At 37.8% G+C, this 26,307-nt stretch carries 25 protein-coding genes; 2 read left to right on the top strand and 23 right to left on the bottom strand.

Annotated elements, in window-relative coordinates; all coding sequences use genetic code 11:
- The first annotated feature begins 73 nt into the window (after nucleotides 1-73).
- Nucleotides 74-925 (top strand): Abi family protein, encoded by an 852-nt coding sequence (locus HMPREF2767_RS01420; protein ID WP_070622327.1) that lies wholly within the window; start codon nucleotides 74-76, stop codon nucleotides 923-925.
- A 27-nt stretch (nucleotides 926-952) separates the two neighbouring features.
- Here HMPREF2767_RS01420 and HMPREF2767_RS01415 read toward each other — a convergent pair whose 3' ends face one another.
- The 22 genes from HMPREF2767_RS01415 to HMPREF2767_RS01310 all read right to left on the bottom strand — a co-directional run bounded on the left by HMPREF2767_RS01415 (nucleotide 953) and on the right by HMPREF2767_RS01310 (nucleotide 23,614).
- Nucleotides 953-1,930, bottom strand: a complete 978-nt coding sequence (locus tag HMPREF2767_RS01415; RefSeq protein WP_070622325.1) for an LCP family glycopolymer transferase — start codon at nucleotides 1,928-1,930, stop codon at nucleotides 953-955.
- Nucleotides 1,931-2,019: 89 nt separating this feature from the next.
- Nucleotides 2,020-3,837 (bottom strand): polysaccharide biosynthesis protein, encoded by a 1,818-nt coding sequence (locus tag HMPREF2767_RS01410; RefSeq protein WP_070622323.1) that lies wholly within the window; start codon nucleotides 3,835-3,837, stop codon nucleotides 2,020-2,022.
- A 17-nt stretch (nucleotides 3,838-3,854) separates the two neighbouring features.
- Nucleotides 3,855-4,622, bottom strand: a complete 768-nt coding sequence (locus HMPREF2767_RS01405) for a tyrosine-protein phosphatase (protein WP_070622321.1) — start codon at nucleotides 4,620-4,622, stop codon at nucleotides 3,855-3,857.
- Complete coding sequence (locus tag HMPREF2767_RS01400) at nucleotides 4,622-5,311, bottom strand: CpsD/CapB family tyrosine-protein kinase (RefSeq protein ID WP_070622319.1); 690 nt, start codon at nucleotides 5,309-5,311, stop codon at nucleotides 4,622-4,624. The genes HMPREF2767_RS01405 and HMPREF2767_RS01400 overlap by 1 nt, the downstream gene beginning before the upstream one ends.
- Before the next feature lie 4 nt (nucleotides 5,312-5,315).
- The gene (locus HMPREF2767_RS01395) at nucleotides 5,316-5,981 is read right to left on the bottom strand and encodes a YveK family protein (protein ID WP_070622317.1); all 666 of its coding nucleotides are present in this window, start codon (nucleotides 5,979-5,981) and stop codon (nucleotides 5,316-5,318) included.
- Nucleotides 5,982-6,246: 265 nt separating this feature from the next.
- Entirely contained in the window at nucleotides 6,247-6,633 is a 387-nt protein-coding gene (locus HMPREF2767_RS01390; RefSeq protein ID WP_148128984.1) for a hypothetical protein, read from the bottom strand.
- Nucleotides 6,634-6,687: 54 nt separating this feature from the next.
- A complete protein-coding gene (locus tag HMPREF2767_RS01385; protein ID WP_070622313.1) occupies nucleotides 6,688-7,881 on the bottom strand; it encodes an amidohydrolase in 1,194 nt (397 codons plus the stop codon).
- A gap of 19 nt (nucleotides 7,882-7,900) precedes the next feature.
- The gene (locus tag HMPREF2767_RS01380) at nucleotides 7,901-8,677 is read right to left on the bottom strand and encodes a hypothetical protein (protein ID WP_070622311.1); all 777 of its coding nucleotides are present in this window, start codon (nucleotides 8,675-8,677) and stop codon (nucleotides 7,901-7,903) included.
- 1 nt (nucleotide 8,678) lies between these two features.
- Nucleotides 8,679-10,031 carry an IS1096 element passenger TnpR family protein gene (locus HMPREF2767_RS01375; RefSeq protein WP_070622310.1) on the bottom strand — a complete coding sequence of 451 codons (1,353 nt, stop codon included), beginning with the start codon at nucleotides 10,029-10,031 and terminating at the stop codon, nucleotides 8,679-8,681.
- 139 nt (nucleotides 10,032-10,170) lie between these two features.
- Nucleotides 10,171-11,778 carry an alanine/glycine:cation symporter family protein gene (locus HMPREF2767_RS01370; RefSeq protein WP_070622308.1) on the bottom strand — a complete coding sequence of 536 codons (1,608 nt, stop codon included), beginning with the start codon at nucleotides 11,776-11,778 and terminating at the stop codon, nucleotides 10,171-10,173.
- 128 nt (nucleotides 11,779-11,906) lie between these two features.
- Entirely contained in the window at nucleotides 11,907-12,173 is a 267-nt protein-coding gene (locus HMPREF2767_RS01365; RefSeq protein ID WP_068129443.1) for a type II toxin-antitoxin system RelE family toxin, read from the bottom strand.
- A complete protein-coding gene (gene relB, locus HMPREF2767_RS01360; protein WP_068129445.1) occupies nucleotides 12,173-12,394 on the bottom strand; it encodes a type II toxin-antitoxin system RelB family antitoxin in 222 nt (73 codons plus the stop codon). The genes HMPREF2767_RS01365 and relB overlap by 1 nt, the downstream gene beginning before the upstream one ends.
- Nucleotides 12,395-12,476: 82 nt before the next feature.
- Nucleotides 12,477-13,889 carry an aspartate ammonia-lyase gene (gene aspA / locus HMPREF2767_RS01355; RefSeq protein WP_070457938.1) on the bottom strand — a complete coding sequence of 471 codons (1,413 nt, stop codon included), beginning with the start codon at nucleotides 13,887-13,889 and terminating at the stop codon, nucleotides 12,477-12,479.
- 14 nt (nucleotides 13,890-13,903) lie between these two features.
- Nucleotides 13,904-14,992 carry a M24 family metallopeptidase gene (locus HMPREF2767_RS01350; protein WP_070622306.1) on the bottom strand — a complete coding sequence of 363 codons (1,089 nt, stop codon included), beginning with the start codon at nucleotides 14,990-14,992 and terminating at the stop codon, nucleotides 13,904-13,906.
- Nucleotides 14,992-16,959 carry a S9 family peptidase gene (locus HMPREF2767_RS01345; protein WP_070622304.1) on the bottom strand — a complete coding sequence of 656 codons (1,968 nt, stop codon included), beginning with the start codon at nucleotides 16,957-16,959 and terminating at the stop codon, nucleotides 14,992-14,994. The genes HMPREF2767_RS01350 and HMPREF2767_RS01345 overlap by 1 nt, the downstream gene beginning before the upstream one ends.
- A 35-nt stretch (nucleotides 16,960-16,994) precedes the next feature.
- Nucleotides 16,995-17,936 carry a FecCD family ABC transporter permease gene (locus HMPREF2767_RS01340; RefSeq protein WP_070622302.1) on the bottom strand — a complete coding sequence of 314 codons (942 nt, stop codon included), beginning with the start codon at nucleotides 17,934-17,936 and terminating at the stop codon, nucleotides 16,995-16,997.
- Nucleotides 17,929-18,768, bottom strand: a complete 840-nt coding sequence (locus tag HMPREF2767_RS01335; RefSeq protein ID WP_070622300.1) for an ABC transporter substrate-binding protein — start codon at nucleotides 18,766-18,768, stop codon at nucleotides 17,929-17,931. The genes HMPREF2767_RS01340 and HMPREF2767_RS01335 overlap by 8 nt, the downstream gene beginning before the upstream one ends.
- Before the next feature lie 27 nt (nucleotides 18,769-18,795).
- Nucleotides 18,796-20,439, bottom strand: coding sequence for an arginine--tRNA ligase (argS, locus tag HMPREF2767_RS01330; protein WP_070622298.1), 1,644 nt, complete (start codon nucleotides 20,437-20,439; stop codon nucleotides 18,796-18,798).
- Between the two features lies 1 nt (nucleotide 20,440).
- Entirely contained in the window at nucleotides 20,441-20,824 is a 384-nt protein-coding gene (locus HMPREF2767_RS01325) for a YwiB family protein (RefSeq protein ID WP_070622296.1), read from the bottom strand.
- 181 nt (nucleotides 20,825-21,005) lie between these two features.
- Complete coding sequence (locus HMPREF2767_RS01320) at nucleotides 21,006-21,512, bottom strand: YwhD family protein (RefSeq protein ID WP_068129460.1); 507 nt, start codon at nucleotides 21,510-21,512, stop codon at nucleotides 21,006-21,008.
- A gap of 22 nt (nucleotides 21,513-21,534) precedes the next feature.
- Nucleotides 21,535-22,827: an HD domain-containing protein gene (locus HMPREF2767_RS01315; protein WP_070622294.1), complete on the bottom strand. Its 1,293-nt coding sequence runs from the start codon at nucleotides 22,825-22,827 to the stop codon at nucleotides 21,535-21,537.
- A gap of 10 nt (nucleotides 22,828-22,837) precedes the next feature.
- Nucleotides 22,838-23,614, bottom strand: coding sequence for a lipoate--protein ligase family protein (locus HMPREF2767_RS01310; RefSeq protein WP_070622292.1), 777 nt, complete (start codon nucleotides 23,612-23,614; stop codon nucleotides 22,838-22,840).
- A 133-nt stretch (nucleotides 23,615-23,747) separates the two neighbouring features.
- Here HMPREF2767_RS01310 and hemQ point away from each other — a divergent pair, with 133 nt between their 5' ends.
- Nucleotides 23,748-24,497, top strand: a complete 750-nt coding sequence (hemQ, locus tag HMPREF2767_RS01305; protein WP_070622290.1) for a hydrogen peroxide-dependent heme synthase — start codon at nucleotides 23,748-23,750, stop codon at nucleotides 24,495-24,497.
- A 256-nt stretch (nucleotides 24,498-24,753) separates the two neighbouring features.
- On the opposite strand, the gene HMPREF2767_RS01300 is transcribed toward hemQ, so the two are convergent.
- A complete protein-coding gene (locus HMPREF2767_RS01300) occupies nucleotides 24,754-26,145 on the bottom strand; it encodes an alanine/glycine:cation symporter family protein (protein WP_070622286.1) in 1,392 nt (463 codons plus the stop codon).
- Nucleotides 26,146-26,307: the final 162 nt, after the last annotated feature.

The raw sequence follows: 26,307 nt of genomic DNA, 5'->3' as shown, positions 1-26,307 counted from the left end.
TAGGACTCCCCGCACCTCTCATCTATGATGATGTGTCCCAGTGGGAGACATTTTTTTATAAAGGTGAAGACGTTTGAAAGACTTAAAGCCTCCAATAACTTATGATGAGCAAATCGCTAAATTAGAGCAAAGAGGTTGTTCAACTACTGATAAAGAACAAACTAAAAAGATTCTTTCTCAAATTAACTACTATAAAAATTCAGCTTACTTACTTCCTTTTAAGACTCAGAACGATAAATATCAAAATATCGATTTTAATCGACTTTATAATATTTACCTTTTCGATAGAGAACTTAGAAATTTAATTCTCGAAATGATAGAACCTATTGAAACAGACTTGAAGACTAAGTTAGCATATTATTGTGCACATAAATATGGTTCAGAAGGTTATTTAAATAAGAATAATTTTAATGCTATGCACAATCATACAAAATTCCTTGAAACAATCGAAAAGCTAAAAAGAAAGCAAAAGGATAAACTGTATGTTAAACACCATAAGAAAAACTATAATTCTCGTTTCCCAATATGGGTTATGGTAGAAATGTTTTCTCTTACAACTACTTCAATTTTTTATAGTGACTTAAAAATAAGTGATCAAAAGCAAATCGCTCATTTATATAGAATAAATTATGCAAAGTTAAAAAGTTGGTTCCATTGTATAACTATTCTACGTAATATATGCGCGCACACTGATCGTATTTACTATAATACATTTACACAAATACCAAAAGGGTTTAACAACAATTCGCGCAATAGAAGTTTGTGGCCATTATTTGTAATTATAAAGGAACTATATCCTGATAAAAATACATGGAATAATGAAATTCTTTCACGATTTAAAAATCTTATTAAAAAGTACGAAAGTCATATTGATCTCCATCACTTAGGCTTTGAGATAGACTTTCAAAATGATTTAAAGAAATAGCTGAGATATTAAATATCTCAGCTATTTCTATTCTATCTCTAAATTCTCTTTATACTTTCTCTCTGCTTCTTTTAGACTGTCTTCGTCAGGTAAGAAATACCATAATCCGTCTTCCATAGTTTCTCCAGTACCCTCTAATTGAATACGTTCAACATTACGGCGTGCACCATTATACTTGGTACCAATATCTTGGATATCCGCCATCGTTAAGTCTGTTTTTACATTGTAGCCAAGTGTGTCTACAATCGAGTTAATTCTCGTAATTGAACCAACGGATAATAACTTTTGACCTAATGCCTCAACGACGAGTTGTTGACGATCCTGACGACCAAAGTCACCACCAGAACCTTCTTCATAACGACTTCTCGTAAACGCGAGAGCCTCAGTACCATCCATGTCATAAGGTAATCCCTTTACATACGAATTCCCTTTTACAGTAAACGTAGCATTACTTGTAACAGTAACACCACCAACGATATCTATTAGATCCTTAAGGCCATCCATATTAATGCTTACATAGTGGTCTATCGGTACATCCATTAAATTCTCAAGGGAATCCTTAGCCATACTTGGTCCACCATATGCATATGCGTGGTTAATTTTCTCAACCGTACCATTCCCTACAATTTCAGCACGCGTATCTCTCGGGACACTTACCATTACCGTTTTATTAGTATTTGGGTTCACTGATAAAAGAATAATCGAATCCGAACGCTCGCCGAGTCCATCTCGAGATTCGTCAGAGTCAATACCGAATAACGCGATCGAAATCGGGTCTTTTTTATCAACATTTACATCTTCTCTTCTAAGTTTAGAAGCTTGTCTCTCTTCCGTACCTTCATTAATACTCGTACTCAATTGGTTTAACTTATAAAAAGTAAACCCTGCAAAAGCTGCACCTGCGATAATAAATAAAAGAAAACATGTGATTAGTACTTTTAGCCATACAGGCATTTTCTTTTTACGACGTCTACGTTTTCTTATCTTTTTTGGTTGCTCTTCCATAATCATGAGACACCCTTTCTAATGTTTCACACCATGTGAAGTTACAATATTCTTCAAAACTTTAAATATAATATACTCACTCACCTTTTCTATGCATGGGATTTTGAGTTATTAGCATAATTAATTATCTTCTCTTTTGTGAAAGATTCCTTTAAATCTTCAAGAAAAACATTAACTTCATCAGTCGTTACAGTTCCTACTTTCCCTCTATAAATCCCCTCATACACTTGCTCTGGATGTATTTCGTCTTCATTTAACAGCTCTTCAAACAGTTTTTCACCGGGTCTAATACCAGTGAACTCGATACCAATCTCTTCTTGACTATAACCACTTAAACGGATCATTTTTCTCGCAAGATCTACTATTTTTACAGGTTCTCCCATATCTAGAACGAACACTTCTCCACCTTCTGCTAGTGCACCTGCTTGTAGTACAAGTCGTGCCGCTTCTGGTATCGTCATAAAGTATCTCGTCATCTCTGGATGCGTCACTGTCACTGGACCACCCGCTTCTATTTGCTTTTTAAATAGTGGGATTACTGATCCTCTTGAACCAAGTACGTTTCCAAATCTTACTGCGACAAAGTCTGTCGTACTGTCTTCATCATTTAAGCTTTGAACAATCATTTCTGCGACACGTTTTGTTGCACCCATGACGTTTGGTGGGTTTACTGCTTTGTCTGTTGAAACCATCACGAATTTTCTTACGCCTGTTTTTTTGGCCGCTTCTGCGGTATATTTCGTTCCGAAGATGTTGTTTTGTACCGCTTCTTCTGGGTTGTATTCCATAAGTGGTACGTGTTTATGGGCTGCTGCATGGTAAACTGCAAATGGTTTATATTTCTCCATAACTTTTTCCATTCGCTCTTTATCTTTAATGTCAGCAATTATTGGCACGATGTCGATTGCTTCTCCATATTGCTCAGTGAGTTCTCTATGTATTAAGTATATACTGTTCTCACCGTGTCCTAAAAGGATAATTCTTTCCGGTCCAAACTTGCATATTTGTCTGCAAATCTCTGAACCAATAGACCCACCTGCGCCTGTGATGAGTACTACCTTCCCTGTTAATTGTTTTGAAATCATTGCTGTGTCTAGTTCTACCGGTTCTCTTCCGAGTAAGTCTTCCACTTCTACTTTCTTTAGTTGACTAACTTCTAGCTGACCAGACATTACTTCCTCGATATTCGGCATTCTTAATACTTCTACACCCATACCTTCACATTTTTTTGCAATTTCATTATATCGATTATTTTTTAATGAAGGTATCGCAATAATCACTTTTTTAATTTTATATTTTGATATAAGCGAAGGAATATCTTCTCCTGTCCCTTGTACTTTAATCCCTGTCGTTATAGACATTCCTTGCTTATTTAAATCATCATCTACTACCGTTACTGGCTCCATTCCCATATAAGGAGTTGTAAGCATTTGACGTATGAGTAAGGATCCACCTCTACCTGCACCTACGATAAGTGTTGGTATTTTCTCAATATCTTTATCTGATAAAAATTGCTTTCTTATGATTCTCCATGAAAGTCTTGAGCCTCCAATTAATAGAAGGTGCATCATCCATGTTATAAAATATAATCTAAAAAATGGGGGACTCTGTGTAAATAATGATACTAATATCATCGTCGATATCATAGAAGCTGAAACAGCTTTTACAATGAGTAGCAATTCGTTTACACTTGCATATTCCCATGCTCGATGATACAAATTAAACACAGCAGAGAATACATGATGACTGACTAGTAAAATTCCGGCGGTTAATAAAAGTTTGCTAAGCAAGTAACCTTCAAAATAAGGCTCTAGTATGTAATAACTTAAGTAAATTGAAAATGTCACTATTAATGAATCTATAAGCATTAATAGAAAAATTCTAAATTTAATAGATGGTGGCTTCATGAGAATCTCCTTTCACGTTAAAAAATGCCTAAAAACTTTTTACGTTGTGTAGGCTCTTGTGGTCGGTTCGTATAAACTCTTTCTTTATTTAAAAGACTTTCAGCATTTTTGATCATTTGATTCAATTCATCATGATATGCTTTTAGTTTCTTATTTCTAAATAGACTATCCATTATAAACGGACGACTGTCTACGTTATGTGCATCGGATGCTATAAAATGAACTAAATTATAATCAATCATTTGTAAGCTCACTTGTTGAAGCTTCTTCCCTAAGCCACCGTTTAATGATGTTGTCGTCAGTTGAGCGAGTGCTCCACTGTTAACGAGTTCATATAATAGTTTCAAATCATTTGCGATCGCCTTATTTCTTTCTGGATGAGCGATGATTGGTGTATATCCTCTTTTTTGTAATTCGAATATTATCTGCTTCGTTGAAGACGGTACATGACCTGATGGTAATTCAATTAAGATATATTGAGAGTTCGCTAAAGCAATTGCCTGATTCGAATCTAACTCTTTAAACAATTCATCTTTAATTCTTATCTCTTGTCCAGGATGTAAATTTATACCGATATCTTGAACTTCTTTTTGAACATTAAGAAATTCGAGTCCTTCATAAACATTTTTTGCTTCATTATCCCAATTCGGATGTAAATGATGAGGTGTAACGATAATATCCGTTACACCTTCATTTTTTGCTTGCTTTAAAAGTTCAATCGCATCTTCTAAATTTTTAGGTCCATCATCAATACCAACTAAAACATGTGAATGTATATCTATCATTACTCTTCTCCATAATAATAGTAGTAACTGCTTGTAGACTGATCTATCGTCGCTTTATTTAAAATAACACCAAGTATTCTCGCGCCTGACTTTTCCACTAGTTCTTTACCTCGCATTACCTCATTACGATTGTTCTGACTCGCATCTATAACGAGTACTGCGTTATTTGTTAGTTTAGCAAATAGCTGTGCATCCGTTACTGTTAGAATCGGCGGTGTATCTATAATAATCATGTCGTACTGTGTCTTTAACTCTTCAAATATTTCTTTAAAACGTTCTGAAGCAATTAACTCTGACGGGTTCGGTGGTATTGGCCCCGCTGTAAGTAAACTTAAGTTATTTACACGAGTCGGTATGACGTAGTGTTCAATAGGCTCTCCTTCAACGATTGCTGTAGATAGTCCACGTGCATTCGCCTCTTGGAACAGATAATGTTGAGTAGGCTTTCTCATATCTCCGTCAATAATTAACGTCTTCATTCCTGATTGTGCATATGTAATTGCAGTATTCGCACTAATTGATGACTTTCCTACATCTGGTCGTTCTGCTATGATTACGATAGCATTCACGTTGCCATCTGGCGTTGAAAACGTAATATTTGTACGAATCCCTCTGAACTTCTCACTTAAAACAGACTTCGGATTTTCATATGTTTCTAATGGGTTTATTGTCTTCTTTTTCTTAGCCATATAACTATTTCACCTTTTCTATACTACCGAGCACTGGTAAATCTAAGTATTCTGCAACGTCATCTTCATTTTTAATACGTTTATCGAGTACCTCTTTTAAAAAGATGATAAGCGCAGCAAGTATAAATCCTACAAACATACCAACCGCGACATTAACTAGTGTTCTCGGTTCTACTTGTTCTCCATTTCCTTCTGCAACAGAAAGAATTGACACGTTGTCGACATTCATAATGTTTTCTACATCTTCACTGAAGACTTCTGCGACTGTGTTTGCGATCGTGTTTGATAATTCACTGTGTTCACTCTTAACACTGATGTTTAACACTTGAGAGTCCGACTGACTTGAAATATTTAGCATATTTTGAATTTCTGTAGTCGTATACCTATTATCTAGACGATTTGAAACTTCATCTAAAATACGTGGACTTTTAATAATCTCTGAATACGTTTGAATCAGCTTCAAGTTTGATTGAACTTGCTGACTTAATATCGAGTTCTCATTCTCTTTTTGGTTGACCAGTAATTGAGTCGTCGACTCATATTTTGGTGTAATTAAATACATAGAAATCAGTAACGCAATGATTCCAAATAATAATGGTAAAGCTACAATTGAAAAAAAGTTTTTCTTAATAATTTTAAATAAATCTTCTAAATCTATTGTCTGTTCCATTTCTTCCTCCGAGTATGTTTATATATCGTTATTATATATATATATCTATTATGTATCAATATGTAATAACGTTCCTTTTTTCGCTTGAAGATAGTTATCCTAATTTATTCTAATAAAGTACGGAACATTCTACCTATAGTCATCCACACATGACATAAAGCCAGTTCTCCATCTAAATTGAGCTGGCTTTACATCCCCTACGCTTTCTCTACAGTTTTACGGCGCTCTCTGAGTATCATGATCGTTAGAACAATTATTATACATGTCACATTTTTAAGAATAAAGAAATCGGTAACGCATGTACAGCTAGTCCGAGTGCGAGCGCGAATATTCCGTATAGCGGGAATTTCATCGCAAATTGTGCGAGTACTGCACCGAATATTGCCGGTAATACAAACGGGAATATATTCTGCACGCTTTCTGGGATTATCGTTAATAACCATAATCCAAATAGTATTACAGGTATTAAAATGATTTTGTTAACGAGGCTCGCCATACTAATACCGAGCGTTGCGACGATTTCTACTTTGTCTGTCCCAGGTTTAACACCGACCGCATCTTGAGATGCCGCTGCGGCTGGCAAACACATGTTAGAGATATTTGCTGAGAAAAACGCGATATATGTCCCCGGCACACCAAGTACTGCTGTCATATCCATCTACCTCCTATATAAGAAATGCTCAGGATAAAACCTGAGCATTCATAATTACGCCTCTATACGATCTACTGTAATTTCTCCGATAGACTTCGCACATATGAGTAACGCTTGTTCATTAATCTCAAATTTCGGATGATGGTTTTGATATGCATGTTCAACGCCTTCTGGTTTTGCACCGACGTTAATATATGTGCCAGGTGCTTTTTGTAAATAATACGCAAAGTCTTCAGACCCTGTAAGTGGTTCTGTCACTTGTACGTCTGTTAAATAGTCTCCAATACTATTTTTCAGTAACTCTCTAACGTGTTCAGATTCTTTTGGATGGTTATATAACACTGGGAAATGGAAGTCATAGTTTAAGTCACACTTAACATCAAATGCGACTTCTAATCCTTTCACCATATTTTTAAATCTTTCATAGATAAATTCTTTATTTTCTTCTTGTAAATAACGCACTGTTCCGCGGAGTGTTACTTTGTCTTGTACGACGTTATAACCACCAGTAGCGTCCTCGAAAGAAGTAATTGAGATAACCGTCATATCTAACGGGTTCATATTTCTAGATACGATCGTTTGAATGTTCGTAATAAAATAACTCGCCGCTACGAGTCCATCTCTCGTTTTATGTGGTAGCCCACCGTGACCTCCGCTTCCTTGAATGACTAAATCAAAGTTTGAGCATCCTGCCATCGCATTACCTGTCGCAAATTGGATGACCCCTGTGTCGAACATTGGGAAAACGTGCGCGCCGTATACTTCATCTAAATCGTCTAAAATACCAGATTCTACAATAGACTTCGCACCACCTGGCGGAACCTCTTCAGCGTGCTGATGAATAACTTTAATCGTACCGTCCCATTCATCTCTTAACTCATAAAGAGATTCTGCAAGGATCAACATATACGCAGTATGCGCATCGTGACCACACGCGTGCATGACACCTTCATTTTTAGATTTAAACGGCAAGTCCGTTTCTTCAGTCACTGGTAGTGCGTCGAAATCTGCACGAAGTCCAATCGTCTTTCCTTTATTTTTACCGTTAATTTCAGCGATAATTCCGTAACCATTTCCTACATGTGTCGTCACTTTTACGTCTTTATCTTTATAGAAATCCGCTATAAATTGCGCTGTTTTTTCTTCTTTAAAAGATAGTTCCGGATACTGGTGTAAATGACGACGGATGTCGATCATCTTATTTTCTTTTTCTTCAAGTTTTTTAAATAATTTCTCTTTAAGACTCATAATATGCCCTCCGTTTTTTCTAATTTGCATTTTTTAAAATATCATAAATCGACGCGTTAATAATCGCGATTCCTGGTTGATATGGCATCACGAGTCCAGAAATCATCACTTCTTCCCACGGATACTCTTCCATCGTAAATAGAATTTCACCCGCTTCGATTTTTTGTAAAAATGCGTGACGTTCTTTTTCTTCCATCGTTTCTAATATTAATTTTAAGACATCTCTATTTGTTAAGTGTTTACTGATCATATTAATTAATTGTGATCGTGTTGTTGTTTCTTCGAATTCTATATTCAAATAACTCGCGATCATATATAGCTGCTCTTCTCGAGTGAGCATGTTGTAATATTCGATAATTGGATATTCAAATAAGTTCACCGCTGTCGTATACTCCGCATGATTTAAATCGACATTGTTTAGGTGGATATCTTCTCTTACTGTTGGTAATTCAATTTGTCTACCAAAACTTCGTAATATCCCATCTATAACTTCTTCATGAATGACACCTTCACCTTCTCCTATAAATAATAGATGATGGTTAAAAGTTAGATACGGATATTTTTCTAAATCAAACGGCACAACTTGTACGTTTGACTCATGGTGAAAGTTTGAAAATCGTGTAATCAACTCGATTTCGTCTGGCGTGAGTGATTCTGATAGTATCGATAAGTATTGATAACTCATTGCCTCTTCGATTTTTTCATCGATTAATTTATATAAATTCGTCCCTTGTTCACCTATCTTTTTAAGATGAACATCTGTTAAATACATGTTGTAAAACGTTGCGAGATCCATGTTAGTCTTTCCTCTTTTCGTAATACGGTCGTTCTTGGTGGATGATTTTTGCGATATGTGCGTTTATTGCTGTAATCGGATAACGCTCTCGATAATTCCTTGTACGTGCGCGTTCATACACGACGTTATAGTCGATATGGTCTGGACGTGAAAGTATTTCTAGCATCGATTTTACTTTATCGATATCTCCAACGTTATCTATCGGAGTCTCACCTGAATGAGAAATCACGCGCGGTGCGTAATGTTCTGTCGTCACGGTTTTAATGAGTGATACATTCACTTTATATAGTTCTTCACTTTTATAATGGAACGTAAACATTGGATGTGCTTTTAACATAGCATCAACTTGTATAAACGATGCATCTATACCGTCACCATTTTCGTAAAACTTTTGCCCGTTAAACGAAATGTAACTTCCATTATTATTCCAAATAAAGCTCTCTTTTATAATTTCAATCAATTCTCGACCGCTTAAACGCGTCGGAATAATGACATTTCTCGTAATCGATGGTATTTGATCGATAACTAATAATAATTCATAGCCGTTAAAATATTTACTTTCGTCGACCGACGTGATACTGCTAATATCAACGTCTTTTAGAGTATTTAAGACGCCTTCATGCATGACTAAATAATCGCGGTGGACTTGTACCAAAATCCCAAGTGACTTTGCTTCTTGCCACATCGTTTTATTGTCATACACATGAATGTTCTTCTCTGCATTTTCTTTTAACTGTAGCACTGTTTCGTTTGGTAAGAGACTGAGTGCGTGCGATATATATTCTTTCGTCGTTAAATAGTTCACGACTGTTTCAATAAAACTGTCTTTATACGATCCATAATGTGTGATATTTAATTTTCGAATGATATCTCGTAAATGTCGACTCGTTAAATTATCATACAACCATAAAATATTACCTGTGTAAATCGGTGTTAATTTATAAATATCACTCGGCGTCTCAATATCGCTATCATCTAACATCATCTTTACATCACTAATTAAATCTTCACTGAGCAATGTGTCATAAATTTTCTTTATGATATCAAAATGAGTAACAGAGCCTTCAGATGTATCGATGATATACTGAAACTCTTTTAACGGAAGAAGTTCTTCACTCTCTTCAACATAAATGATGTCTTGACCTTCATTCTCCATTTTTAAACGTTCTACCAGCTTAACTTCAGCCATAGATAGCGCATGAGAAAGCGTCTGAATCTCTTCACCATTATTTAGTTTCTGTAATTTAAATTCGACAAAATCATCGACCGTAGAAAACTCCGTATTGTACCAAATGAGTGCACGGTACAGCATATCATCTTTATAATATGTTTTAAAAAACGCACGTAAATCCATATCATCACCACCATTATCATTACTTTCATTTTATCATTGTTTTACTTAAAAGATAAAAGAACCGATTACACTTAAACGAATAGAAAAAAGAGCTTGAAACAACATTCTGTTGTGTTCAAGCTCTTCATTTTAAATACGATTATTTTTTATTTGTTTTCCATTCGTTAAACGTTTCAATTTCACCTGTTTTATTTAGACGCTCTGGGTAATCATGTAGCCAGAATACTGCGTTTGGTACTTCTTCTTTAGAAGGTGAATATAACGCGTAGTTTCCAGAACCTTTTTCTTTCATCTGTGACTCGTAGTCTTTTAGTGCCCGTACGGCTGGTTTAAACAGGATCCATATTGCGACTAAGTTTAGCCAAGCCATCATACCAACACCTAAGTCCCCGAAGTCCCACGCAAGTGCTGCCGTACGAATTGTACCGAACACTGTCGCGAAGATGAGTAATGCACGTACAAAGTTGATGGCAACTTTTGTACCATTATCACTCAAGTTCCGAGTTAAGTAGGATATGTTTGTCTCTCCCATATATGAGTAAGCTAAAATCGTTGTGAATGCAAAGAAGAATAATGCGACCGCAACGAATTTAGATCCTAATCCTGCAAATGTTGGATCAAAGACATATGATGCGCCTTCAAATGCTTTATCTACCCCTGCTTGAACGTACATTGCTGTTCCTGAGTAGTCTCTTGAGCCATCTGCAGATTGAACGTAAACTTCACCATCAAATAGTAAGCTAGGACGTCCGTCTGCTAACGTTTGACCGTCTGTTGTGTTATACGTTCCTGAGAGTAAAATGATTAACGCTGTTGCTGTACATACGAATAACGTATCGATATATACTGAGAATGATTGTACTAACCCTTGCTTTGCAGGGTGAGAAACTTCTGCAGCAGCTGCAGCGTGTGGTCCTGTTCCTTGTCCTGCTTCGTTAGAATAAAGACCACGTTTTACACCAATTTCAATCATCGCACCTAAAATACCACCGAACGTTGCTTCTAAGTTAAATGCTGATTTAAAAATTAGTGCGAACATCGCAGGTACGTCTGCAATGTTAATTACGATAATGACAATTGCCATTAAAATATAAATAATTGCCATGAATGGCACGATTGCTGTTGCAACGTTTGCGATAGATTTTAATCCGCCGAATACGATTAAAGCGAGTAAAATCGCAAGAACTGCTCCGACAATCCAGTGTGGGATGCCCCATGCGTTATGTAATCCTGACGCGATTGCGTTTGATTGTACCCCTGGTAGTAACAGTCCTGTTGCAATTACCGTTACAATCGCAAAGGTAATCCCTAAAATCTTACCGAACTTATTGTTAATACCGTACTCCATGTAGTACGCAGGTCCCCCGCGGTATTCTCCGCGTTCTTCACGTTTATAGATTTGTCCGAGTGTCGATTCAATGAATGCTGTACTCGCACCTAAAAACGCTGTTGCCCACATCCAAAATACCGCACCAGGTCCACCGATGAAAATAGCTGTAGATACTCCGACAATGTTACCAGTACCAACACGTCCCGCTAGTGATAGAGAAAGTGCTTGGAAACTTGTAATCCCTTTCGGCGAGTTTTCTCCTCTAAACATTAAACGGACCATTTCCTTAAAGTGTCTCAACTGGAACACCTTTAACATAAGCGTAAATAAAATCCCCGTTAGTAAAAGCCCATAAACGAGAGGTTTACTCCATACGAGATCTAATAAAAACGCTACCAAATTATCAAGAAAATCCATGTGAATTCCCCCTAACATAAGTTTTATAAATATATTGCTATTATAATATTTAATGTAAGCCTTTACAACTATTTTTAGGAAATAAAATGACAAGGCCTAATTTATTTAGACCTTGCCATATTTTTGTATTACTTATATATATTTGATCGATGACCTACCGAGATAATATTAATAATAATTTTATTATCATCAATAATAGATATTATTCTGTATTTTCCTACACGATATCTCCAGTACTCATTTAGAACACCTTTTAGATTTTTACCATGCTTTCTAGGATTTTCAGTGTTTTTTAAATTTTTCTCTATCCAACTAATTAAAAGCTTACTTTGAGATTTATCTAATTTTTTCAGTTCTTTAACTGCTCTTTTACTGTATATAACTTGGTATTTCATTAGAAACCTAAGATATCTTTAACTTCATCATGTGTATACGTGACTTCAGAAGTGTTATCATTTTGCTCATATTCTTTGATTAAAGCCATATCGTAGTCGTCTTCCATCTTCTCTTTAAGAGTTTCTTTTAATATTGTTGATAGAGGCATATCATGAATCTCTGCATATTCATTGAATAGCTTGTTTTCTTCATTGTTAAGTCTAACAGTAACTGTAGGCATTTAAAACACTCCCCCTTCGTGTATCACATTGTAACACATTTTGAGTGTTAAGTCATCTTATACAATTGAATATAACATTCCCCTATGCTTCTGGTAATTCTGATATACCGATATTTGTCATTTCGTAAGGGTTGAGTACGTGATCGAGCTGATTTTTTGTGAGGATGCTGTGCTCGAGTATAAGTTCACGCACACCTTTTCCTGTTAATAGTGCTTCTTTTACGAGTTCTGATGACTGCTTGTAACCGATATGTGGTACGAGCGCCGTGATGACTCCGAGTGATTCGTTGACGTAGTTTTCCATGATTTCTTTGTTTGGCGTAATTCCGACAACACAGTAATCTGTGAATGCTTTAAATCCGTTATGCATAATGTCGATAGACTGTAATAAGTTATAGACGAGCACTGGTCCCATAACGTTTAACTCGAACTGTCCCGCTTCTGACGCGAGTGATACAGTTAAGTCATTTCCGTATACTTGGAACGACACTTGGTTGATCATCTCAGGCATTACCGGGTTCACTTTACCTGGCATAATCGATGAACCTGGTTGACGTCCTGGTAATTTAATTTCATATAAACCAGCTTTTGGTCCAGACGCCATCATACGAATGTCGTTTGCAATTTTTGACATATTCGTCATCATGATCTTTAAGCTCGCAGATACTTGTACATAACTATCTGTAAACTGCGTTGCGTCGACTAAGTTATCTGCAGAAACTAAGTCATACCCTGAAATTTCGCTTAACTCTTTAACGACGTGCTCGATATATTCAACACTCGCATTTAAACCTGTACCAACTGCTGTAGCACCGATATTTACTTCTTTTAGATCTTCGAGTGTATGTCGAATACGTTTTTTATCGCGTCCAATCGCACGAGCGTATGCACCAAACTCTTGGCCGAGACGAATTGGAATCGCATCTTGTAAATGCGTACGCCCCATTTTAATGTAGCCATCAAACTCAATTGATTTTTCTTTAAACGCTTCTTCCATATGTTCGATTACGTCGAGCAGTCGCTCTGCGCGCATCATAATCGCTAAGTGAATTGCTGTAGGTACTGCGTCGTTTGTCGATTGTGCCATATTTACATGGTTGTTTGGAGAAATATAATCATAATCTCCTTTTTCTCTACCGAGAATTTCTAGTGCACGGTTTGCGATTACTTCGTTTGCGTTCATGTTCATTGACGTACCAGCGCCGCCTTGAATCGAATCGACGATAAAGTGATCGATATGTTCACCGTTAATAATCTCTTCAGACGCTTGAACGATCGCGTTCTTTTTATCTTCTTCTAATTGGCCTGTTTTATAGTTTGCAATCGCTGCAGCTTTTTTAACCATCGCTAATGCACGAATTAAATCGATATTTAACGTATGTCCTGTAATTGGAAAGTTCTCTTTTGCACGTAGCGACTGACATCCGTAATATGCATCGTTTGATATTTCTTTTTCACCAAGGAAATCAGATTCTATTCTTGTATTCTGAGCCATAATTTACCCTCACTCTATTTTAAAATCATTGAATCTATATCTTTTTTAAATTCGTTTATGACGATTGGTCCTTCTTCTGATGCAAATATCGCGTCTTCAATACGGACTCCGCCGTATCCTTCGATGTAAATACCTGGTTCAATCGTAATAACATTACCTTCTTTTAGTTCGTCGTGGTTATTGTCGTCTACAGAAGGTCTTTCATGTAAGTCATGACCGAGTCCGTGACCGACTCTATGCGTAAAGTACTCTCCGTAGCCGTCGTTTTCAATAACGTCTCTCGACGCTTTGTCGATGTCACTAAACTTCGTACCGACTGTGCTCGCTTTAATACCTGCTAAGTTCGAGTTTAATACTGAGTTGTAAATTTCTCGTTGTTTTTCATCTGGTTCACCGATGAAAAACGTACGTGTCATGTCTGAAACGTAATTCTCTTTTGTGACGATACCGAAGTCGATCAGTAAAAAGTCACCTTTTTTAATAACACGGTCTCCTGAATCACCATGTGGCAGTGCTGATTTACTACCTGCAAGCACTGTTGGTCCGAATGATGGCCCAACTGCACCGCGCTTTTTAAATTCCGCAACTAAAAAGTCAGCAATTTCCATTTCAGTTTTACCTTCAACAGTAATATTGTATAACTCTTTGAGTGTGTCTTCTGTAATTTTTACAGCGTCTTGTAGATGTACTAAGTCTTCGTCATTTTTGATACCACGTAGTTCGCTTAACGTATTTGAAATATCTTTGATGTTTTCATCATCATACTTTTCAAGTAGACGTTTATATCGGTCATACGTTAAATGATCGCCCTCAACACCAATCGTTTTACCTTCAGGAATGCTTTCAAATATATATTGAAATGCATCTTCACCGTCTTTATGTGGTTTTAACACGTCTACTGTAGCATCTCTCTTCACTGTTTCTTCATCGAGTTTTGGATAGACAATCGTCGATTGTTTATTTTCTTTATCGATGATGAGTGCGAGTAGACGCTCGTGTGGGCTAAGGTTAGCCCCTGAAAAGTAAAATACGTTCATCGGATTTGTAATAATCGCGTAATCCGTTTCTAGTGTTTCTATAAGACTATGTGCTTTTTTGTTCATTAATGATTCTCCTCATTTAAATATTTTTTAAACCAATCTGTCATATATTCAAGACGTTTAACTCTTAAATGTGGAAGACCCGTTCTTGAAAGGTTATGGTCCGCATCAGGGAAGCGAACAAATTCCGCTGTCTTTTTACGATATTTAAGTTCGATATATAACTGCTCCGCTTGCTCGATTGGACATCTAAAGTCATACTCACTGTGTAAAATGAGTAACGGCGTTTCTACATTGTCGACATATTTAAGCGGTGAATGGTGCCATAACGTGTCGATGTCATCGACGCCTGCTTGAATTTGCCAATCTGTAAAGTAGTATCCGATATCTGATACGCCTCTAAAGCTAATCCAGTTTGAAATCGAACGCTGCGTTACTGCAGCTTTAAAGCGGTTTGTATGTCCAACGATCCAGTTCGTCATAAATCCGCCGTAACTTCCGCCAGTTACACCGAGTCTATTTTCATCGATAAAATCGTATGTGTCTAATACGTAATCGACTGACGCCATCACATCTTTATAATCTGTATTTCCGTAGTCTCCGCGTACGTGATCGACAAACTTCTGAGAGTAACTATGAGACCCACGTGGATTTGTAAATAATACTGCATATCCGAGTCCTGCTAACACTTGCATTTCATGGAAGAATGTATGTGCGTAAAACGCGTGTGGTCCACCGTGCACGTTCACAACGAGCGGATATTTTTCTCCATCTTTAAATCCAGCTGGCTTCATAAACCAACCGTGAATTTCTTCATCGTCAAAACTGTTAATGCGAATCGATTCTGGCTCAACGATTTCCTTTGAGTCGACGAATTCTTTGTTTACTTCAGTGAGTTGCGTCAGTGTTTCAGTTTCTAAATCGAACTGATATAACTCACTCGGTGATACTGGTGTTGAAATCGTTAAATATACCGTATCATCACTAGCGTCCATTCCGAAAATGTTGTGCTCACTTTGAAGTAACGGTCTAACTTCTCCGTCGATGTTCCCTTTATAAAGATTCACTGCACCGTCTTCAGACAGCAGGAACACAAATTCTTTGTTCGATACAAATTTAACGACGTGCGACTCTTCAGATTGTTGAACGTCTTGAACGACTGCTGACCCAGTTGGTCGGTCGAGTTTACCAGTGACGTCTGTCAACGTAAAGTCGTCAAGTGATAATAACTCAATAGTTAAGTGTGCTGCGTTTTTATAGTTATAATCTGTCGTTAAAAGTAATGCGTGTTTTTCATCTTTTGATACTTCAACGCCGTAAACTGTTTTGTCTTGAAGCGTTACGACTTTGTCTTCGCCGTTACGACGAACGTATAGCGTGTTCGTAAAATTGAAGTCCGGGTCGTCACTTTCATTCGTCGTGTAAATGATGCCGTCAGATAACTCTGCCATAAACAAATAATCCGCTTCACCAGAGCAAACGGTTTCAACTTCACGTGTGTCGATATCTATTTTCTTAACGACTTGCTTCTTTTCAGGTACATAACCAAACGGTCCTGGTGCACCGTCGATTTTGTATTTCATGTTCGTAATATGTACGGGTTGCTTTTTGTCGTCTTTCTTATCATCGTCTTCTTTTTTGTCGTCTTCTTCTTTAACATTTACATGATAAAATACTGCCGTGCCGTCGCTAGAAAAACGCGGGTTTAATACGCCCTCGTCTTCAGACGTTAACTGCTCTCTTTCCCCGCCAGTACGTCTTAATAAAAAGATTTGTGGCTTATCGTTATCTCCTTTAGCGACAAATAACGTTAAGTTCCCGTCGTTAGAATGATCGACTTGCGAGATGCGTCCTTTATCGAACGTCAGCTGCTTTAAGCCGAGCTCTGTCGCTTCGTGTAGATGCGTGACGTAATTGTTATCTTTTTCGTTTATCGTTGTGACGTAATACGTCACACCATGTCCAGGAATCGCCTTTGGCGCACTCACGGATTTGATGTTAAAAATATCTTCGATTGAAATGTGCTTCATAAGATTCTCCCCTTTTAAAATAATTTTATCATGTTTTATATCGTCTTTTGAAGAAATCTCTTATACATTAAAAATAATATAAGTGGCACACTAAAAATACTAAGTAAGACGCCGGTTGGAAGTTGAATCGGTGACAAAATCGTTCGCGCGATTGTGTCGACCACACCGAGTAAAATCGCACCGTAAAACCCAGATAATATAAACAACTCTTTTGCTTTTCTTGGTTGAATGTACTGAATCATTTGTGGCACGATGATTCCTATAAAGCCGATAATGCCTGTAAAACTGAGTAATACGAGTGACGGAATCGCCATTACGATTAGTAACTTTAGTCGTAATTTAGAAACATCTACTCCGAGACTAAATGCACGCAATTCACCAAGCGTCAGTAAGTCGAGGTCTCGTGATGATTTAAATAACACAACAAGGCTGACGATAAAACAAATACAAACAATCGTAATATATTCATACCGGCTACCTGAAAAACTACCGAACATAAATTGTACAATTGATTTCGTTTTCGTCGGATCGAGCATAATGATGATGTATAACACACCACTTAACAACGTCGAAAATAATACACCTGTAATGACGAGTGTTTCTGGTCTCAACATTGAATCGATTTGCTTTGCGATAAAAAGCACTAAAAATAGTGAGATGAGTCCCGCGACGACACCAAATAACGGGATGAAGTAAAACGATGCACTAATATAAATCGCGATTGCCGCACCGATGACTGCACCGTTTGCCATACCGAGCGTAAAACTATCTGCCATACGGTTATTTAGTAAAATTTGAAATACCGCACCACAAATAGACAGTACCGCCCCTCCAAGCACCGCAAATAAAATTCTCGGAAGCCGAATACTATACACGATATTAAAATGACCTTCAAATACGTTGATTGTCCCGATAACTAAAGATGCGAGTATAACTCCAATGAGTATACTCGCAAGCGCTACATATTGTTTATTCATGGACACATTCCGCAATGTCTTTCATCGCTGAAAGAATACGTGGACCTGGTCGAGAGATTTCATCGACATTTGGTACACATAATTTTTCTTCATCTGTAAACGGCATGTCTTTAAATGCTTTCTCATCGTTTACGACATGACTCACCTGTTCTTTGGAAATACCTGTTGCAGAAATGAGGTACTCTGGACTTCTTTCAACGACCGCTTCAACATCGACCATCGGGAAGTCTTGTAAGTCGTCGAACACGTTTACGATGTTAATGTCATTTAACACACTACTCATAAACGTATCATTGGCTGCGACGTAAATGTCAGGTGGCGTAGTGATTAACACAAACGCTGTTTTTTCATCGGTATTTTTATATTGTTCAATGAGTTGTTCACGCTCATCTTTCATTTTTTCAACGAGTGCATCACTTTTATCTGATACATTTAAAAACTCACCAATCTGTTTAATTGACGTAAATACGTCGTCGAGCGTTTTCGCATCGTTAATGACGAGTAATTCTGCATTCGTTGCTTCAATGATTTGGTCAATTTCAGCTTTCGCACTTTCACTTATAGATTCGTGTGAAATAATATGTGTCGGTTTTAACTGAATTACTTCTTCAGGGTTGATGTTAAAAGTATCGATTTTTGCGATGTCGCTGTCATTTAGAGACTCTGGATAATTGTCTACTGATGAAATACCGACAAAGTAATCCGTACCGACAAGCTCATTTACGATTTCCGTGTTACTCGGGATAAGTGATACGATACGTAAACTCGAATCATCTTCTTGGCTACATGCAGATAACATAAAAATTGCTATTAGTAATAAAACACGCTTCATAGACAAATACCTCACTTATATTTAGTTTTACATCGATTTTGGTGCGCTCACGCCGATGATTGTCAGTGCGTTTTCAATCGTTTGACGTACCGCTTCAATCATTAATAAATACGCGTATGTTTTTTCTTTGTCTTCGCCGAGCACTTTTTCTTGGTTGTAGAATTTGTGGAATTCTGATGCGAGGGTTTCGATATAATTTGTAATTCTATGGTTTGCGCGGGCTTCAGCCGCACTTTCGATCGTACGCTTAAAGTTACCGACTTGCTTTAATAACTCAAGTGCTTGAGGGTGCGTGAGCACGTCTAGTGATTTGCTTCTATCTAAGTTAAATCCTGCTTCTTCTGCTTGTTTTAAAATGCTACAAATTCTCGCGTGTGCATACTGAACGTAATAGACCGGGTTTTCGCTCGACTCTGATAAAGCTAAATCTAAGTCAAAATCAAACGGCGTGTCTGCACTACGCATCGCTAAGAAGTAACGTGCAGCATCGACACCAATTAAGTCCATTAACTCTCTTAACGTCACCGCATTTCCTGTACGTTTACTCATCTTAACTTCTTCGCCATCTTGAATTAAACGGACCATCTGCATAATTTCTACTTGTAGTTTCTCAGGGTCTTCACCGAGCGCACCAATCGACGCTTTAATACGGTTAATGTAACCGTGGTGATCTGCACCAAATAAGTCGATTAATAAATCATAACCACGTCTTAATTTGTCGTAATGGTACGCAATGTCTGGCATGAAGTACGTGTATGTACCGTCCGTTTTTCTAAGGACGCGGTCTTTATCGTCTTTCCAGTCCGTCGTTCTTAACCAGATCGCTTGATCTGCTTCATACGTATGACCATTTTTCGTCATAATTTCTAACGCTTCTTCGACTTCACCTTTTTCGTATAGTGACGTTTCACTAAACCAGTTATCAAATGATACACGGTAGTCTTGTAAGTCTTGTTTTAATTGCGCCATTTCATATTCGACACCGAGCGCTCTAAATTTAGAGATACGTGTTTTTTCATCTAAATCTTTATATTCAGGATGTTCGTTTTTTAGACGTTCTCCGATCGCTTTAATATCTTTACCACGGTAGCCGTCTTCAGGCATTTCTAACGGCTCTCCGAACGCTTCAAAGTATCTTGCGTTAATAGATAATGCTAAATTATGAATTTGGTTCCCCGCGTCGTTTATATAGTATTCACGCGTGACATCGTATCCCGCGTAGTCTAAAATATTTGCTAACGTATCACCGACTGCTGCGTTTCTTGCGTGACCGACGTGGAGTGACCCTGTTGGGTTCGCAGAAACGAATTCTAATAATACTTTTACGTCTTTTTTCTCACTACGTCCGTAGTTTTCTTTTTTATCGAGGACTTCATCGATAATTTTAGTGAGGGAGCCTTCGTTCATTTTAAAGTTAATGAACCCTGGTCCAGCGATGTCGATTTCACGGATATCGCCTTTTTCTTTATCGATATGTTGAACGATTTCCTCTGCGATTTCACGTGGATTACGCTTTAACGTACGCGTCAGTGCCATCGCGATATTCGTTGAGAAATCTCCGTTTGATTTATCTTTTGGGATTTCAATTTTAATGTGTGGAATTTCTTCTACTAATTCGGATTGTTTGAGTGCGTCTTCAATCACCGTTACTAAATGCGCTTTTAAGTCCATATTATGCCTCTTTCTTTAAATGATATTTATAATGTCCTAGTATTTCATCGTTTTCAAATAACTTATACGAGATAAAGACCTCGTCTTCAGCCGTTTTAACTTCAGTCGTATACACTTTAAATCGGTGGCGTCCTGCGACTGTTTCATAGACAGTGTCCGTCAGCTTGCCTTTTACGAATTGAAATTTCATCGTCACTGGACCGCTTCTCATAATACGCACGACGTCATCTTCTATACTTAAAATAACTGGAACAGTCTCTCCGTTCAGCATTTCATCGTATTTTAAAAACGTGCGATTCCCTTTTAAAATCTTTTCGACTTTAACTGTTTGTGAAAAGTTGTTGCGTCCACTCTTTTGTTTAATTGTCTGTTTTAATCGATACACAATTCGTCACCACCATAATGAGTAATTATAACATAATTTAGTGTCGATTCTTTTTAAAACGACTGTTACATAAAAGAAAAAAAGGCAGAGCAATCGCTCCACCTTTAGTGTCTTAGTTATCTGATATAACTAAAGATTATTGTACCTTTTCTTTTTGAATTAATCAAATGAAAATTAATATTTATACACCGAGGTACTCGTGGAGTTCTGTTGAGTTTTCCCACGCGACTGGATCGCGTTCTTTTAAAAATTCGATTAACGTTTGTTTTGTTTTGTCGTCTAACTCTTCGAGACGATAACGTCCTTTCATTGCGTGGTCTAAACTATTCACGTGTTCGTGCATCATTTTATACCCGCGGCGTCTACGTCCGACTTTATTCGTCATAAAGTAACACGACGTCACTCCGCTATAATACACACCTCGTTCGTCTTTATCTAAAGCCATCCATATTAAATTATAATCATTACGCTCGCCTTCTTCTTCTAACGCTTCACTCATATCTGTGAACCATTTGACGCCCTTTTCCGGTTTTGCACGCCCGTGAAGCCCACCCATGTCGACGAACGGTCGTTGCTCGGTGAGATCGATATACACTGGCGCAACGTCTTCAATAATCATTGCACCTTTATGACCATCTAACTCGTCATTTTTTATAATGTTAAATTGAAATCCTGGTTTTTTTGACACAGTTAATCCTCCTAAACATTATTTACGATAACTCATTTAATAAGTTTAAAATCTTCTTTTTAATTGTATCATCTTTAATACGCATTACTTTCTCTTTTGGATAATATAACTTCGCATTCGACCGGTCGAGCCCTGTAATCGCTTGTATGACTACAGATTCGGCACTAATTTCTCGAATGCTTCCGGATTCTTTTAATATGTGAATTGGCTGACGCGAAGACCCTGGTCGGTCGTAGTCATACGGCATATCAGAATATTTATCTGTAAGTAAAAAGTATTTAGGGTCGATACCCGCTGCTTCAAATAAACTTTCTAATTCCGAATACGTAATAAACCCATCGTAAAACGGTACGTAATTAAATAATTTTCGGTTCACGAACCGATCAGCAAGTTCATTGAGTATTTCATCGATCTCTTCCACCCACTCTTGTAGATAAAAATTCATAACAGTCTCGTCGAGTATTAAATAATCATGAACAGTTTCACGCTTCTCGAAGAACGGGATTAAATACTTCGGAGGCTGTTTAAAGACGTAGCCTCTTTCGTATAATTCTTTTGCACGGTTAAAAATTAGTGTCAGCAACACTTCTCCCCCACGTGATACCGGGTGGAAGTATATTTGCCAATACATTTGATAGCGACTCATTAAATAATCTTCGACTGCGTGCATACCGCTATCTTTGATGAGTACTTCATCTTTTGAAGGGACCATCACTCGAAGCAGACGGTCGATATCAAATTTACCATACTCAACGCCTGTCACATACGAGTCACGCTGCAAGTAATCCATTCGGTCTGCGTCGATTTGACTCGATATCATCGAGATAATCAGTTTGTTTTCGTGAGTATGTGCGATGACGCTCGCTACTGCTTCAGGGAACGACTCGTCAACACGCTTTAATACACGGTTCACTTCTGTGTCTCCGAGTATAATTTTTTTAGTATACGTTTCGTGGTCTGTTCCGAAAATCTTTTCAAACGAATGTGAAAACGGTCCGTGCCCGACATCGTGTAATAACGCAGCACATAAAGCGAGTAGCCGGTCATCTTTTGTCCATTTGTCATATCGTGAAAAGTTCTCGACCATTTTACGAACAATTTCATATACGCCTAAACTATGTGTAAACCGTGAATGTTCAGCTGACGGAAATGCGAAATATAACGTACCGAGTTGTTTAATTCGGCGAAGCCTTTGAAATTCTTTTGTCTTTATAAGATCCCAAATAATGCGGTCTGTCACGTGAATATAACTATGCACTGGGTCTTTAAACACTTTTTCTGATTCGAGTTGCTCGTATTTATAATCGGTAACCAATGATATCACCTCAATCGTTCAAACGTTCGTTTCGTTCTACCATGCGCTCACGTTGTTTATTAAAAAAATCGAGTGCGTCTTTAGTTAATTGCTCGCTTGTTTGAATGTTTCCAAAGAGTGATTCTATCGTTTTTAAAATTCTCTCTTCAGCGTCTGTCACTGTTAGTCCGTCTATCAGTTCTGATAGTGAAATCATCACATCCGGATTCATGTCTAACCTTGGTTGATTGGAAGAGACGTCATAAAAGTCTTTCATTACTTCAGCGCGTTTACTTCCGGATCCTTCTACGGCTAAATAAATTTGTACAGCAACCGCTTCTTTAATACGTCGCTGTGAAATGCCTGCAAATTTTTTACCGTCGACAGATAAATCATAACTTCCCGGGCAATAACTTCCGACAATTTCATACGCTTTAATTTCTAATTCCGGAAAACTTTTTTGAATGATTTCAAGCATCTTATCATATCCGTCATCGATCGACGGAGCGTCTTTTTTCGGAATGACGAGCGATACATTTAGCACACCACCGTCTAGCACAACTCCAAGTCCACCACTATTTCTAACGATGTAGTGATAGTCTTTTTCACGGAGTACTTTTAATCCTTCGTCGAGATGTTCTAAACGCATATCTTGAAGACCGAGTATTATAAAGTTGTCATGCACCCAGCTTCTGACGCGGGGTGTTTCATCTTCTGATACGAGGTGTTGAAGCACGTCGTCATATGCAAACGAATCAAACGGATGTTCAGTATACTCTTTTGGATAAAATAATACGGTGTTTTGCAATGGCTTTTCTCCTAAAGTTCTTTACATAGCAATATTATACTGCTTTTGTCACAAATTTTCGATATTTGGTGTTTGAATTTAGCCGAACAGACTGTACACTAAAATTAGGTAAATATTTTAAGGAGAGATATAAATGAGCGAAGCAGTTAAAACTTTAGACGGCTGGTGGAGTTTACATCTTTTATATAACGTAGACTGGCCAGCGTTAAGAATACTTACTGATGAAGAAAGAGAGGAAATCGTTCGCGAGTTTGAAACGTTCTTAGAAAAGAGCGAAGCAGTCAGCGAGAAAAAAGAAGGCGACCACACGATGTACAACATTACTGGTCAAAAAGCAGACATCTTACTTTGGTTCCTACGCCCGACAGTTGAAGAGTTAAACGCGCTTGAAAACGAACTGAACAAGTTAAAAATTAGCGACTTTTTAATCCCTGAGTATTCGTACTTCTCAGCGATTGAAATGTCGAGTTACCTCGCGAAAGATTCAGACGAAGATCCGTACGAAAACCCATATGTAAGAAGCAGATTATATCCAGAATTAATGGACGCACAGTACTGCTGTTTCTATCCGATGGATAAAAAACGTGACCTCGACGATAACTGGTACATGTTACCAATCGAGCGTCGCCGTGATTTAATGAGAGACCACGGAATGATCGGTCGTAAATACGCAGGTAAAATTAAACAGTACATTTTAGGGTCACAAGGACTCGACTTATACGAGTGGGGCGTCATGCTATTATCTGACGATATGCTCGAATTCAAAAACATTATTTACGAAATGAGATTCGACGAAACAAGTGCACGCTACGGTGTGTTCGGCGACTTCTACGTCGGTGTACGTTTAAGAAAAGAAGGATTACAAGAATTCTTCCAAATTTAAAACGTTTGAAAATCCTTGAAAACGAGTATAGTATAGTATCTCGGTCAGGAGGAGAAACGAATGAATAAATTAATCAAACGTGCAATTGTATTTTTAGCACCGATCGTCGTCGCAAAAGTTGTCGACAAAGTACTCGGTGAAGACGATACAAAGAAGAAAAAACGCAAAAAATAAATAAAACAGCCTGTACTCACGTTGGGAGAATTTCCTTAACGAGTACAGGCTATTTTTTATCTTTAAATGGTAATGTTGAAAATTATTTTTTGTTTTTGCTGCATCCTGCAGTGAGTCCGCTACTTTGTCCTTCATCTCCCCAGTAATCATTGCTCGCTTTGAATATCTTTTTACTTAAAAGAAGCATAACGATTAAGTTTACGAACATGACAAGTCCTAAGAAGACGTCTGTTAAATCCCAAATGGCTTTTAATCCGCCGATTCCACCAATGTATACTGCAACTAAAAAGATATAGCGGTAGATGCGCGCTTTCTTAGTTGAAGTAATTGTCGAAAGTTGCGATTCACCGACGTAGCCAAGTCCGATTACAGTACTATATGCAAATAAAATCGTCGCGATACCAACTGCGATACCTAATATCGGAGAAATATCTCCGAATACTTGTGCAACGATTATCCCCGCGTCTTGTCCTTCTAGTTCAACTCCACTCGTCAGTAGAGCGAGCGCTGTAAATGTACAGACGACAGTGACTAAAAATACTTCTGTTACACCAAACACTGCTTGTTCGACTGGATTTTTAACACGAGCTGGCGCGTGAGATACTGTGAATACTGCTTGCCCTGCTCCTGAAACGAAAAATCCACGCGCGATACCATACTGCATAGCTTTCATAATTCCGTAACCTGCAAATCCTGCACCTGCTTCAGCCGGACTAAATGCCGATGAAAACACAAGCTGGACTGCAGGGATAATATCTTTATAGTGAATAATAATCACAATCGTCGCGACGATAATGTAGAAAAGCGACATAAACGGAATGAGTTTTTCTGCGACACTTCCGATACGTTTAACACCACCGACAATGACAATCCCAACAATCACGACGTTAACTGCTGCTAAGATATACAGGTAGTTCGATAAGTGTGGCGCGATATTTGTCATGTTCGACACCGTCACGTTAGACTGAATCATCGCACTCGCGAGACAGACAAGTACCATAAGTACAACGATTACTTCACCTAAATATTTTAGGCCAAGACCTTTACGCACGTATAACGCAGGTCCTCCGACATATGTACCGTCGCTTTTTTGCTCACGGAACATGACGATTAAAATAATCTCAGAGTATTTAATCACCATTCCGATAAAGGCAGCGATCCACATCCAAAGAAGTGCACCAGGCCCTCCGCTAATTAACGCGCTCGCAACACCAACGACACTTCCCATACCGATGACAGATGATAACGATACAAACATTGACTGTAACGATGTTAAGTCGCCATCTTGTTTTTCATCTTTATCGTCATTTAACCCACTAAACGACTGTTTAATAATTTTAAAGAAATTTTTAATATGTACGAACTTCGTACCAACGGTTAAGTAAATCCCGACGAGACCTAAAAACACTAAGGCCGCCGGCCCCCATATGACGCCGTTCACCTTATCAACGAACACCAAAAATTGATCTAACATACAGTTCACCCCTTAAGTTATATGTACTTTAGTACTAAACGTTTATTTTTAAACATTGGAGTGGGTTGGTGTACGGACCTGGGAGCGTCTTTTTATCTTTAAAAGGAGAAAATACACTTCTGTGCGTGTTTATCTAACAAAAATATCATGATTTTGTTAATT

This window comes from Nosocomiicoccus sp. HMSC067E10, from assembly GCF_001810835.1.
Taxonomy (GTDB): domain Bacteria; phylum Bacillota; class Bacilli; order Staphylococcales; family Salinicoccaceae; genus Nosocomiicoccus; species Nosocomiicoccus ampullae_A.
The sequence above is the reverse complement of the archived record's forward strand: the minus strand, read 5'-3'. Positions and strand labels throughout refer to the sequence as shown.

Coding starts and splice junctions, on each gene's coding strand:
- HMPREF2767_RS01415 (WP_070622325.1), bottom strand. CDS start 1,930: ATGGAAGAGCAACCAAAAAAGATAAGAAAACGTAGACGTCGTAAAAAG.
- HMPREF2767_RS01410 (WP_070622323.1), bottom strand. CDS start 3,837: ATGAAGCCACCATCTATTAAATTTAGAATTTTTCTATTAATGCTTATA.
- HMPREF2767_RS01405 (WP_070622321.1), bottom strand. CDS start 4,622: ATGATAGATATACATTCACATGTTTTAGTTGGTATTGATGATGGACCT.
- HMPREF2767_RS01400 (WP_070622319.1), bottom strand. CDS start 5,311: ATGGCTAAGAAAAAGAAGACAATAAACCCATTAGAAACATATGAAAAT.
- HMPREF2767_RS01395 (WP_070622317.1), bottom strand. CDS start 5,981: ATGGAACAGACAATAGATTTAGAAGATTTATTTAAAATTATTAAGAAA.
- HMPREF2767_RS01390 (WP_148128984.1), bottom strand. CDS start 6,633: ATGACAGCAGTACTTGGTGTGCCGGGGACATATATCGCGTTTTTCTCA.
- HMPREF2767_RS01385 (WP_070622313.1), bottom strand. CDS start 7,881: ATGAGTCTTAAAGAGAAATTATTTAAAAAACTTGAAGAAAAAGAAAAT.
- HMPREF2767_RS01380 (WP_070622311.1), bottom strand. CDS start 8,677: ATGGATCTCGCAACGTTTTACAACATGTATTTAACAGATGTTCATCTT.
- HMPREF2767_RS01375 (WP_070622310.1), bottom strand. CDS start 10,031: ATGGATTTACGTGCGTTTTTTAAAACATATTATAAAGATGATATGCTG.
- HMPREF2767_RS01370 (WP_070622308.1), bottom strand. CDS start 11,778: ATGGATTTTCTTGATAATTTGGTAGCGTTTTTATTAGATCTCGTATGG.
- HMPREF2767_RS01365 (WP_068129443.1), bottom strand. CDS start 12,173: ATGAAATACCAAGTTATATACAGTAAAAGAGCAGTTAAAGAACTGAAA.
- relB (WP_068129445.1), bottom strand. CDS start 12,394: ATGCCTACAGTTACTGTTAGACTTAACAATGAAGAAAACAAGCTATTC.
- aspA (WP_070457938.1), bottom strand. CDS start 13,889: ATGGCTCAGAATACAAGAATAGAATCTGATTTCCTTGGTGAAAAAGAA.
- HMPREF2767_RS01350 (WP_070622306.1), bottom strand. CDS start 14,992: ATGAACAAAAAAGCACATAGTCTTATAGAAACACTAGAAACGGATTAC.
- HMPREF2767_RS01345 (WP_070622304.1), bottom strand. CDS start 16,959: ATGAAGCACATTTCAATCGAAGATATTTTTAACATCAAATCCGTGAGT.
- HMPREF2767_RS01340 (WP_070622302.1), bottom strand. CDS start 17,936: ATGAATAAACAATATGTAGCGCTTGCGAGTATACTCATTGGAGTTATA.
- HMPREF2767_RS01335 (WP_070622300.1), bottom strand. CDS start 18,768: ATGAAGCGTGTTTTATTACTAATAGCAATTTTTATGTTATCTGCATGT.
- argS (WP_070622298.1), bottom strand. CDS start 20,439: ATGGACTTAAAAGCGCATTTAGTAACGGTGATTGAAGACGCACTCAAA.
- hemQ (WP_070622290.1), top strand. CDS start 23,748: ATGAGCGAAGCAGTTAAAACTTTAGACGGCTGGTGGAGTTTACATCTT.
- HMPREF2767_RS01300 (WP_070622286.1), bottom strand. CDS start 26,145: ATGTTAGATCAATTTTTGGTGTTCGTTGATAAGGTGAACGGCGTCATA.